This window comes from Flavobacterium sp. W21_SRS_FM6 (assembly GCF_052119645.1).
Classification (GTDB): domain Bacteria; phylum Pseudomonadota; class Gammaproteobacteria; order Enterobacterales; family Alteromonadaceae; genus Paraglaciecola.
On sequence record NZ_JBGQOM010000007.1, the window covers coordinates 68,809 to 80,455 of the forward strand.

Consider the following 11,647-nt stretch of genomic DNA (forward strand, 5'->3'; position numbering starts at 1 on the left):
CGTTGCGATTCTGGAAATTTTACCCTTATTCGATTATCGGTCTACATTAAAATAACTATAACTATTTCATAGGATATTCATGTTTGCGTTTATCGCCCGGCAACCTGTTTTAGATAGAGAAAAAGAAGTTTTTGCTTACGAGCTATTTTTTCGCGATGGGAAGAATAACTGCTACCCTGATATTGTCCGTGATGAAGCTACAGCCCAGCTAATTGCCAGAAATTATCTTACTTTAGGCCTTGACGACATATCATGCAGTAAAAAATCGTTCATCAATTTCCAAGCAGAAACCGTGTTAAACGGCTTTCCTTCTTCCCTAGATCCCGAAAATGTTATTGTTGAAATTTATGATGGTGCTTTTAGCCACGACACCCTGTTATCGGTTTGCAAACATGTAAAAAACATGGGTTTTAAGTTAGCTGTTGAAGGCCACCGACTTGACCAAAAGTGGGGCGACTTTGTGCCATATATCGATATGGTTAAAGTCAACACAGTTAAAGATGATTATGAGGGCGTGGCTAAAACGCTCAGTTTATATAAAGACTCCGGCGTACAACTGATTGCAGAAAAAATAGAGACGCAACAGGATTTTGCTATTTATCGCGAGATGGGTTTTGATTATTTTCAGGGCTATTTCTTTGCCAGACCAGAAGCCATTGCTCAGAAGAACATTCCTACCTCTCAGCTAACGTTAGTGGAGCTTATGGGGGCAAGTTCAAGCGCCTCATTTGATATTGATAGTATCAACAGTGTGATAGAACACGATGTTGGTTTGTCATACATGTTATTGCGGTTTATTAATAATCCGACAATTAATAAGCGATATAAAATTACGTCTTTACGCCATGCATTAAATTACATGGGCGAAGTCGAGATTAAGAAGTTTATCGCTTTGTTAGCCATTGCTAATTTGAGTAGCGATAAACCAAGTGAGCTCATTCACTTGTCATTAGTCAGGGCAAAATTCTGTGATCTTGTGGGCACAGAGAAAAAACTGGGATCTAACCCGCCTCTGGGTTTTTTAGTGGGGTTATTTTCGTTATTGGATGCCTTACTTAATCAGGAAATGAAGGTATTGGTTGATAAATTGCCCTTGGTTGAAGACGTCAAAGTGGCTTTGTGTGGTGGTCAAAATGACTTGTCGATGTATCTCCTATTGGTCAAAGCTTTTGAAAGCGGTAATTGGCTGAAGGTCATTCGTATTGCCAAAATACTAGAAATTGACCAAAAACGTTTACATAGCTTGTTCAATGAAGCGATAGTCTGGGGCAACGGTGTCAGAAAATCCATATCGCCACACTTTCCCGAAAGCAAAGCGTAAACGCCTTCAAATCACCTGATGGTGAGCAGGCCAAAACATGAATAAATTTATCAAAGAATACTTAGTTGTGGCGCAGAATGCCTCTGGCCGCAACATGAACGTGCCGCTTTATCGATTTATTGGGACGCTGCCTGGTCCTAAAGTGTATATCCAAAGTTCTATACATGGCGCTGAAGTGCAGGGAAATGTGGTGATTTACCATTTGGTGCAGTGGCTAAAGACCCTGCCTATCTGTGGGGAAATTATCTTAGTGCCAAATTGTAATCCGGTTGGCACCAATATCAAAGCGGGAGAGTACACCCTTGGACGATTTGATCCCGTCAATGGGACGAATTGGAACAGGGGATATTTTTTTGATGAAGAACTCGTTCAGCAATTTGCTCAGGAGGTGACCAATGATGAGACTATCCCTGATATTAAATGTAAATTTCGTCAGCAGATAAAACAACAAATTCAACAAAAACTTGAGCAGGAGTGGGGCCTAGGTTTGGCTCAACGTTTAAATTTAAAGTTGCAGCAATTGGCATTTGACGCTGATTTTGTGTTGGATTTACACAATGGACCTGTATCGACTCGTCATATCTATGTGCCTGAATATGCTAGAAAAGCAGCTATGTCGTTTAATATCCCTCATGTCATTTTAATCCCTAATGTATTCTCTGGTGCTTTAGACGAAGCAACGTTTTGCCCATGGTGGACATTACAGGAATTACTGTCTGCGAAGCGTCAAACCTCTATCGATTTTGGTGTTGAAGCATTTACCTTAGAAATGGGCAGCCAAGAGGTGATTAGTTTTAATGATGGCGAATACGATGCTAAAAGTATCTTGGCTTTTTTAAGTGCTAAAGGAAGTTTTTTAAGTCATAGCTTTGAACCTGAATTGATGCGACGCATTGCTGTAACCTTAAATAATTATAAGATTTTATATACCCAGCAAGGCGGTATAGTTGAATACCTTGCACAACCTGGTGAACTCATTAAAAAAGGACAAGTATTAGCGCGGGTGTTAAATGTCGACACACTAGAAGATGAGCGCGCTACAACTGATATCGTTGCACCTTGTGATGTGATTGCTATTCTGCATTTTCCTTCAGCTTCAGTGCTGAGCGGTACTCAGTTATATAAATGCTTTACTGAGTTTTTCGAACTTGAAGCAAGCCCTTAAACACTGGGCAAGGTGATACTCTTAGTATGTTCGTAAACAAGAGCCGTTTCGACATGGCTGACTTCGTTAAACGCAGTGATTTGATTAAATACAAAGTCCCGTAGATGTGAGGTGTCTGCCACGCTGACGTGAACAAAAAAATCAATGTCGCCGCCCATGTGAAAAAGGCTCAACACCTCAGGTAAGGCTAACCACTTTTGCTGTAAATTAACCACCGTAGCGCGATTGTGATCAGATAGCTTAACAGAAATCATCGCTTGAATATTACCGCCAAGCAGTTGCAAGTTTACTTCTAGGTTTGAGCCTAAAATAACATTGTCTGCTTGTAATTTTTTTATACGCTCCAAACACGACGAAGGTGCCAGTCCTACTTGTTCGGCGATGTCCTTATTATTTAATCGAGCATCTTCATACAAAAGTGCCAAAATAGCTAAATCGGTAGTATCTAATATGCGGCGCTGATTCATGACTCGTGGCCCGGGCAAAATGTGCCTAATACAGCATCTCGACTTGCTCCAGTCACACTTGCTAGGCTTCCCACTATCTTATGCTTATGGGCGTAAGCTAGCCATGCAAAAGCCATGGCTTCCACAGCATCTGGATCAATGCCCAAAGACTCAGTAGTGCTTAACTCACACTCATGTAACAGCGACTCTAAACATTCCATTAAAAATTCGTTTTTTGCCCCGCCGCCACATACATAGACTTGCTCAACATCTGGGAAACGTAATATTTCTTGGGCAATAGTTTGCGCTGTTAACATCGCTAGGGTGGCTTGCACCTCTTGTGGGCTATAGGTTTTAGCACTCTTTGAAATGTGTTGCTCTAACCAAGGCAAGTTGAACAATTCTCGGCCAGTACTTTTAGGTGGCGAAAGTGAAAAATAGTCATGTTTAATCAAGCTGTCTAACAAACTGCCTGAGACCGTACTTTGTGCTGCCCATTCACCTTTAAAGTCATAAGCTTGACCTGTGTGTTTATTACACCATAAGTCCATCAGGGTATTGCCTGGTCCGGTATCGTAGCCTAATACCTTGCCCAAGCCATCTTTAGGTAAATAGGTAAGGTTAGCGATGCCGCCAATATTAATGACGATGCGAGATTGCTTAGGATGAGCAAAAACTGCTTTGTGGAATGCAGGAACGAGTGGGGCGCCTTGTCCGCCAAGCGCAATGTCTTTACGCCGAAAATCAGCAATAACATCGATACCGGTTATTACGGCTAAAGTATTAGGATCGCCAATTTGTAAGCTAAAACCATGGTTTCCTGCTGGGAAGTGACGAATAGTTTGGCCGTGGGAGCCAATGGCTGTAACTTGATCAGGACGAATATAGTTGTCTCTAAGGACTTGCAGACTCGCCTGAGCAAAGACTTCTGCAATCGCCCTATCAGCATGCCCCATTAAGACTATTTCGTCACTACTTGAGCCACAAAGTTGATGGAGCTCCTCCAGCAACGGTTTAGGATAAGGAAATGTTTGGCAATCTAGGAGGTGAGGATGAAGGCCAGAGAAATCCACCAAAGCCACATCAACACCGTCCATACTGGTGCCTGACATAAGGCCAACATACAACTGCGACACAAACTCTCTCCTGTTAGTTCATCGCCAACATAATACGTTTATTATTATTTAGCTGCGTCAGTCTTTGTGCAGAGATACTTGCAAAAGCTTTAGCTTCTGCTTTATCAATTGGCTGTGCCTTGGGTAAGGCTACTGTGCGAGGGTTACGATGTACACCATCGACTAAAAATTCGTAATGTAAGTGAGGCGCTTCTGCCATCCCTGTTGCGCCCACATAACCGATCACTTGGCCTTGTTTGACCTTTGCGCCATTTTTTACAGCAGATTTAGAAAAGTGTAAGTATTTGGTCGTATAGTTTTCACCATGTTGGATAAACACATAGTTTCCGTTAAAGCGATTATATCCCGCTTCGATCACTTTACCGTCGCCGGCAGCCACTACGGGCGTGCCTTTTGCTGCTCGATAATCGATACCATTGTGTGGTTTGTAGCGTTTCTGAATTGGATGAAAACGGTTGGGGTTAAAATTTGAGCTTATGTATTTAAAGTTCACAGGTGCGCGTAAAAAGCTTTTGCGCAAGCTACGCCCGTCAGGCGTATAAAAGTTACCGTCTGAATGGCGAATTGCGGTGTACGTTTCACCTTGATTGACAAATTGAGCCGCCACTATGTCGCCGTTTTCGATGTATTCGCCATCAATAAAGTGTTCTTCATACATGACATAAAAGCTATCACCCGCTCGCAGTTCTAAAGCAAAGTCGATATCCCAACCAAAAATACCAGCTAGGCTCATTATCTGATTTTCACTCAAGTTTGCTTTAATACCTGCGTTCCAAAAACTGCTAGATACTTCACCTTGGGCGTAATTTAAGCGGGTTTCTACTTGCTTAGATTCAATATGACCTGAAAAGCTGTTGTCGGCGTTAATCTCAAGTAATAAGGTCTCGGTAGGAGAATACATGTAACTAAGAGATTTTAATTTGCCCTCGTCATCAATTTCTAAGCCCAATGATTCACCCGGCATCAAACTGAGTAACTTACTGGCGTGATCTTCTACTTTGGATACTCGATAGGTCTCTTGCGGAGTAAGTCCGGCGCGATTAAATATTTTGGCTAAGTTATCGCCCTTTTTTACTTTATAGGTTTTGCGCTCTATCGCATTATCAAAGGCACTTATTTCCGCCTCAGGTAAGTTATTAAAATCAACAGCTAAGTCGTAACGTTTACCAATTTCTAAGGTAGGAACTGGCGTGTTTTTGTAAGCGCTGACGGGGTCAGATGGAAAAAGGATGAGAACTAACAACACACCAGCAAGGGCTGAAATTGTCCATTTATGGGGTTTGGGTAAGTGCTTTAAGGAGATTTTAGCCACGAAGAATACTGCTCAAACTAACTGAATCCCTGCAGAATATACTGAAATGAAATTGTTTTCTAGGTGTTGCTTGTTTTTTGAACAGTTTATCTTTTGTTGGTATCTGAGCAATTAACACATAAAAAGTGTTTCAACCCTTTCAATGCTAAAGGTTGACACGTAAAATGCGCGGCTAATTTTAAAGTACGATGAAATGGCAAGGTTGTAAACGATGGTTGATTGGCAGAGTGCGATAGCGGAAATTCAACGAGGTGCAGATGATATTCTTTTGCTTGATGAGCTTATTGCTAAATTAAAAGAAGGCAAGCCTTTAAAAATAAAAGCAGGCTTTGATCCCACCGCACCTGATTTGCATTTAGGACATACTGTTTTAATTAATAAACTTCGAACGTTTCAGCAGCTAGGTCATGAGGTTATCTTTTTAATCGGAGATTTTACTGGGATGATCGGTGATCCAACAGGCAAAAATGTGACACGCAAGCCCTTAACCAAGGAAGATGTGTTGGCAAATGCTGAAACGTATAAAGAGCAAGTTTTCAAAATTCTGGATCCTAAATTAACAACCATTCGCTTTAACTCAGAATGGATGGAGCAACTGGGGGCGGCCGGCATGATAAAGTTAGCGGCCAACCAGACAGTTGCTCGTATGTTAGAGCGTGATGATTTTAAAAAGCGATATGCTAATAATCAGCCCATTGCTATTCATGAATTTTTATATCCATTAGTTCAAGGGTGGGACTCTGTTGCACTTAAGGCCGATGTCGAATTAGGTGGTACCGATCAACGTTTTAATTTATTGATGGGCCGCGAACTACAAAAATCAGAAGGGCAGCGTCAGCAAACAGTATTAATGATGCCCTTGTTGGAAGGGCTTGATGGTGTGCAAAAAATGTCTAAATCTTTGGGCAATTATATCGGTATTACCGATGCACCTAATGATATGTTCGGAAAAATCATGTCAATTTCTGATGACTTGATGTGGCGTTATTATGACTTACTCAGTTTTTTGCCCAAAGACACCATCAATGAGTTTAAACAGGAAGTTGCTGGTGGTAGCAACCCAAGAGATTATAAAATCGCGCTAGCGAAAGAAATTATCGCTCGTTTCCATTCTGACACTGACGCCGAAGTGGCTCATGAAGAATTTGTTCAACGTTTCCAAAAAAATGTTATTCCAGATGAAATGCCTGAGTTTACTCTTGCTCTTGGTACTGCTGGTTTGGCGGTCGCTAATCTATTAAAAGACGCTGGATTGGTTGCTTCCACGTCTGAAGCTATGCGAATGATCAAACAAGGCGCAGTAAAACAAGACGGTGAAAAAGTGCAAGATAGCAAATTGGTTTATCAAGATGCTGCTGAGTATGTTTTCCAAGTGGGTAAACGCAAATTCGCTCGGGTAACGCTTAGCTAATTTAGCTTATTAATGTGGTTTTGGGTCTAGTTATTTCGACTAGACCCAAAACAATGAGTTATTTCGACTAGACCCAAAACAATGAGTTATTTTGATTTTTTCCCGATGGGAATATTTAAATAACTTAAATGCATGTCTAAAGCCTCTACCGATATCCTAATTTCTCTTACCGAGAGCCAAAGCGAATACAACAACAAAACTAAGCTAAAGGCAAAAATTGAGCTTCCAATCGCTTGATAGTCTGCATATACCGCTAACATCGACAAAACACACAAAAAGAAACTACCGGCACCAGCTTCTTGCATACGCTTAATCAATAAAATACGAGAGCGTAAATTAGCAATTTGCGCTTGAGCATTGTCGGTTTGATGGCTTAAATCAAAGTTTCTGATCACCGATGCCAAGGTTAAAAAACGGTTGGTGTAGGCAAGAAGTAACAAGGATATTGCAGGAAATAACATAGCTGGTGTGGTTAGGGTAATATTCATTTGGCTTAAATATGATCTCGGGTTTTTGACAGCTCAGCAGTAAGAAACGCTATGCAGCTTTTATCATTACTGAAGATCCTATCATTAATATGCGTATCTACGCCAAGTGCCTCGCGGAATTTCTGTGACTGATTTATCAGCAATGGCGATGAAATTTGGTAAGCATCAACGATGCACCCCCGACTGATACCATATTGGTGCGATGCTTTTACTCGATTTGCCGCTTCTGGAGTATAGCCTTCACAGGCGGACAAGTCGGCACAGTAGGCCCAAGGGGTTGGCGCTAAATTATCGGCCAATTGACAAAAATGAAGATGAAAATGTTTCGCGACGGTTTCGCCAATTGCGCCATGGACAATACAAAACAGAATTTTACCTTCGGTCCACATAGAGTATTGGCCAAACTTATCATGATAACTGAGATTACCTCGCATAGATCCTCCAGTTTCAAATTGTTAGCGTTGTCATACTAATTGAATTTAATCACACCATTGATAAATAGCACAGATTTCTATTTAGAAACCATTTATTTGTTTGCACATGGAAGTTAACCCATTTATTAATCGTGGCGTAAAGCGATGAAGTTCATCAGGATTAACCACAACAACAGGTGCTTTTAACAGCGAATGTGTTGGCAGCCAGAATTGTTGGGCATCTAACTCTTTAATTTTCATAGCGGCAATTAACAGGGTGGGCTGACGTGATATGACCTGTTCTTTACTGACTTCAGGATAGGCAACCATGGAATCGTTAAATATTTGAGTCGCTCCGCAAATATCAAGTACCTTAGTCGACCAAGCGTCAGCTCCTATTGTCATCAATGGTGAGGTCCACATGTAGTAAAAAACTCGGATTTTAGCTTGCGTTAGATAACGCTGCTTTAAATGATCGAGTTCAGCCTTAAACTGATTAGCTAACATTAAAGCCTGCTCACTCCGTCCCAGTGTTTCACCTAATTTCACAATGTCTTTACTGATATCATCTGGGGATTGCGGCGCTGATGAATAAACGCTAAAGCCTAACGAACTCAAGCGAGCAATATCTTGGGGCTTATTACCGCCTTGCCAAGCCACTATTAAATCAGGCTTAAGTTGCATAATGGCTTCAAAGTCGAGGCCATTGTAGTTTGCTACAGAGGGGAGTTTTTCTGCTTGAGGTGGATAATTACTGTAGTCACTCACCCCAACGAGATGCTCTCCCATGCCAAGTGCGTAAATTAATTCGGTAGTATGTGGCGCTAAACTTATTATTCGTTGCGCAGAAGCTTGTGCGCAAAAGTGAAACATGGCACTTATGATGATGAATGATAAAACATTCTTTCTAATAGTAAACAAGGCGGCTAAGTCTCTATATTGAGTAACAGGCAAGCGATAAAACACAAGGTCAGAAAAACCCATTGGGCTTTTTTAATCCCATTAAGTGCTCTGTTTAAATCCTCTAAGGCGATGGGGCGTGTGCCTCCACATTTTGCTAATCGAACTTTATTATCACCATAAAATACTGGGCCACCGAGTTCAACACCTAGGGCGGCGCCTTGCAAGCTTAAAACAAAATACCGGCTGCATAATAGGTTTTTGCCTTGAGTGAGTGCTCTGAGCCCTTGTGAAATGTTTTGCCCTATAATAAAGCACAGGGCTGTAATTCTGGCTGGTAGCCATAGAATAAGGGCCAAGCACAAGCGAATGGGTTTGCCAAAATAAGCATAACTACCTTGTTTAGTATGCCAGCATTGTGAAAACTCAAATAGCAGGCGATAACTGAGCGCCAACAAGCCCCCTCCAACTAAATATAAAACAATGACGCAGCAAAATTGCGCTGCAAATCTCAACATTAAGGATTCAATGGCTGCTTTTGCAATTCCAAAGGGAGAGAGTTGTGCGGTTTCTCTTAACACCAATGTCTGTAAATGTTGTTTGGCCAAGGTTTTCTTGTTGGTTTTTAGGCAGCGTTCTACTTTTTTTATCCTCATCATTACCGGCGTAAATCTCAGCGCGAGCAGTAGTAATAAGCTATCAAAAAAGATGGGGTATTCTGATAAATAAATGAGTACAGCTAGCAAAAGCATAAATGGGGAAAGTAGCACAATAGGAGCTAGTGTGCCTGCTATCATCTGCTGTAAGGGTGTGCCAGGATTTTTACTATGAACCTTATATGCTACACGCAAAGCAACAAGTTTAGCAAAGGTTAAGGGGTGAAATTTATCCGCTAATGTAAGGTGTCTTTCTATTAAAACCACAATTAAAACGGAATACAAAGGCAGCAAGTTAATGCTGCCGAATTGATCAATTAATAAATTCAATCAAGGTATCATTCTATTAGTTTTGCTTAGCCAGTAAAGCAAGAGTTTGCATTACAATTTGTGCTGAGTGTTTGCCGGCAGTTTCCAAATAGGTTTGGAAAGACACTGTTGAGGTGACACCTGCAATATCAGACAATGAGCGAATGACAAGAAAAGGTACATTCAACAAATGACAAGTTTGGCCAATTGCCACACCTTCCATTTCCACAGCACTAATAGAGGGGAAATTTTGTCGAATTTTCGCGGCTCCTTCATCGCTGCCCACAAAAGAATCGCCTGAACAGATCAAACCCAATTCATATCCAATGTGATCTAAGCTTTGCATTGCTTGTTGTGCACAAGTAATTAGCTTTGTGTCACATTCATATTTGGCAGGCATGCCCGCACATTGTCCTAACTCGTAACCAAAAAAAGTCAGATCCGCATCATAGTGGCGTAACTCAGTTGCGATAACGATATCTCCAATCACTCTTTCTTTGGAAAAGCCGCCAGCAGAGCCAGTATTAATCACATAGTCTGGTTGAAAGTCCATCACCAATAAGGTGGTTGAAACCGCAGCCGCAACTTTTCCAATTCCGCATTTTACTAAGGCAACTTCGGTATTGTTAAGCTCACCAAAATATACCGTTAAATGGGCTATTTTTCTTTCAGTAACGTTTGTTAGTGAAGCGCGTAAAAGACTGATTTCTTCATCCATCGCACCAAGAATTGCAATTTTCATCTACACTCAATGAGTCAAATTTGTTTGACCTTAGTTTATTACGAAACGACATTTTTATAAACCATATGTCATGCGCCATTTTGCCGGCCCGTTTTGGGAGTAAAACTGCTGGTTAAGGAGCGCACTTAACGGGCCAGTTATTATGCGTATAGCGCTATGTGTTTTATTACTTATCTTGCTGTCTGGGTGCGCTTCAATAAGCCCTCAATTTACACAAGCGAGCGTTGTGTTAGTCGATGACAAATATTTACATTTTGAAAAAATAAAAATTGAAAGTCCCGATGAGATTTTTTTTCTAGCTGATGATGCAAAAGGATTTGCAAAACAATCTGTAAAAAATATTCCTAACCCTCAAGAGCAGATTAAATCGATGGTTCGCGCCATTTTTGATCATTCTGATTTTAATCTGTTGTATCGAGCTGATGCCAATACTGTAGCCCAGACGACTTTTGAAAATAGGGCGGCAAATTGTCTATCTTTGTCCATCATGACCTACGCCTTGGCTCGTCACCTTGGCTTTGGTGCGCGCTTTCAGCATGTTGAAATTCCTGAATATTGGACCCGCAGAGAGGGGCAACGTATTCTTAACTCACACATCAATTTGCAAATAGTGCCCAAACAAAACAGAGCCTATGTGGAGTTAACTAGGCAAGGATTTGAAGTGGATTTTGATGCGCAAGCAACGCGAAAGCACGATAAACGAAGCTTGCTCAGTGAGTCGCAGGTGATCGCGCTGTTTTACAACAATAAGGGCAGTGATGCGCTACTGCGCCGAGACGATTTAAGGGCTTATGCTTATTTTCGCGCGAGTTACTTGGCTGATCCCAGACAGGCGCATTTACTGGCAAATTTAGGCTACTTATATCGTCTGAACGGTCACTATGCAAAGGCTGAAAAGGCTTATCAATTAGCTTTACATATTGATACGAACAATTTAACTGTCTGGCAAAATTTGGCTTTCTTGTATAAACATGTTCAACAAGAAGAAAAAGCAGCCGAAATATTCACTCGCTTAGAACGCAAACGTGCAAATAATCCCTTCTACCACCTAAGTTTGGGAGAGGCCGCGTTTGAAAAACACAATTGGGATTCTGCCCTTGACCACTATAGAAAAGCCCTATCCCTCGACAAAACTTTGCACGAAGTATTTTTTGGTTTAGCCAAAACATATTACGAATTGGGTAAGTTGAAGCGCAGTGAGCACTTTTTACAATTAGCTTATCAAAAGTCACGTTATCAGGAAGAGGCCAATGTCTACGCTGCTAAAATTGAGTTTTTACGCCGTCAGATGTTGTCAGCAACACCAAGTTAAGTGAGCGGTTTCTTGCGACGAGTACATTCGCTAATA

General features: G+C 41.3%; 12 protein-coding genes. 4 read left to right on the forward strand and 8 right to left on the reverse strand.

The genetic code is table 11. The features are described 5' to 3' along the window. Positions 1–79: 79 nt before the first annotated feature. Both ACEN2L_RS12885 and ACEN2L_RS12890 read left to right on the forward strand, forming a co-directional pair. Positions 80–1,321 (forward strand): EAL and HDOD domain-containing protein, encoded by a 1,242-nt coding sequence (locus ACEN2L_RS12885; RefSeq protein ID WP_306024285.1) that lies wholly within the window; start codon positions 80–82, stop codon positions 1,319–1,321. A 37-nt stretch (positions 1,322–1,358) separates the two neighbouring features. After that, the gene (locus tag ACEN2L_RS12890) at positions 1,359–2,486 is read left to right on the forward strand and encodes a hypothetical protein (protein WP_441744252.1); all 1,128 of its coding nucleotides are present in this window, start codon (positions 1,359–1,361) and stop codon (positions 2,484–2,486) included. Here the strand turns inward: ACEN2L_RS12890 and ACEN2L_RS12895 are convergent. The 3 genes from ACEN2L_RS12895 to ACEN2L_RS12905 are packed head-to-tail and all read right to left on the reverse strand — an operon-like array spanning position 2,483 to position 5,380. Beyond that, the gene (locus ACEN2L_RS12895) at positions 2,483–2,953 is read right to left on the reverse strand and encodes an Lrp/AsnC family transcriptional regulator (RefSeq protein ID WP_306024283.1); all 471 of its coding nucleotides are present in this window, start codon (positions 2,951–2,953) and stop codon (positions 2,483–2,485) included. The genes ACEN2L_RS12890 and ACEN2L_RS12895 overlap by 4 nt on opposite strands. After that, a complete protein-coding gene (locus ACEN2L_RS12900; RefSeq protein ID WP_441744254.1) occupies positions 2,950–4,068 on the reverse strand; it encodes an anhydro-N-acetylmuramic acid kinase in 1,119 nt (372 codons plus the stop codon). Before ACEN2L_RS12900 ends, ACEN2L_RS12895 begins: the two co-directional genes overlap by 4 nt. A gap of 13 nt (positions 4,069–4,081) precedes the next feature. Continuing rightward, complete coding sequence (locus ACEN2L_RS12905; protein ID WP_306024281.1) at positions 4,082–5,380, reverse strand: peptidoglycan DD-metalloendopeptidase family protein; 1,299 nt, start codon at positions 5,378–5,380, stop codon at positions 4,082–4,084. 211 nt (positions 5,381–5,591) lie between these two features. Here ACEN2L_RS12905 and tyrS point away from each other — a divergent pair, with 211 nt between their 5' ends. Continuing rightward, a complete protein-coding gene (gene tyrS, locus ACEN2L_RS12910; RefSeq protein WP_441744256.1) occupies positions 5,592–6,791 on the forward strand; it encodes a tyrosine--tRNA ligase in 1,200 nt (399 codons plus the stop codon). An 86-nt stretch (positions 6,792–6,877) separates the two neighbouring features. Here tyrS and ACEN2L_RS12915 read toward each other — a convergent pair whose 3' ends face one another. The 5 genes from ACEN2L_RS12915 to mtnN form a co-directional block, all read right to left on the reverse strand. Continuing rightward, on the reverse strand, positions 6,878–7,279 hold the full coding sequence (locus tag ACEN2L_RS12915; RefSeq protein ID WP_441744257.1) for a DUF2721 domain-containing protein: 402 nt from the start codon (positions 7,277–7,279) through the stop codon (positions 6,878–6,880). A 5-nt stretch (positions 7,280–7,284) separates the two neighbouring features. After that, positions 7,285–7,713: a hypothetical protein gene (locus tag ACEN2L_RS12920; RefSeq protein WP_441744259.1), complete on the reverse strand. Its 429-nt coding sequence runs from the start codon at positions 7,711–7,713 to the stop codon at positions 7,285–7,287. Between the two features lie 81 nt (positions 7,714–7,794). After that, positions 7,795–8,676 carry a cobalamin-binding protein gene (locus tag ACEN2L_RS12925; protein ID WP_441744260.1) on the reverse strand — a complete coding sequence of 294 codons (882 nt, stop codon included), beginning with the start codon at positions 8,674–8,676 and terminating at the stop codon, positions 7,795–7,797. Continuing rightward, positions 8,619–9,578, reverse strand: a complete 960-nt coding sequence (locus tag ACEN2L_RS12930) for a cobalamin biosynthesis protein CobD/CbiB (protein WP_441744262.1) — start codon at positions 9,576–9,578, stop codon at positions 8,619–8,621. Before ACEN2L_RS12930 ends, ACEN2L_RS12925 begins: the two co-directional genes overlap by 58 nt. A gap of 16 nt (positions 9,579–9,594) precedes the next feature. Further along, on the reverse strand, positions 9,595–10,299 hold the full coding sequence (mtnN, locus tag ACEN2L_RS12935; RefSeq protein WP_441744264.1) for a 5'-methylthioadenosine/S-adenosylhomocysteine nucleosidase: 705 nt from the start codon (positions 10,297–10,299) through the stop codon (positions 9,595–9,597). A 142-nt stretch (positions 10,300–10,441) separates the two neighbouring features. Between mtnN and ACEN2L_RS12940 the strand changes: the two genes are divergently transcribed. Beyond that, a complete protein-coding gene (locus ACEN2L_RS12940; RefSeq protein WP_441744266.1) occupies positions 10,442–11,611 on the forward strand; it encodes a tetratricopeptide repeat protein in 1,170 nt (389 codons plus the stop codon). Positions 11,612–11,647 lie beyond the last annotated feature (36 nt).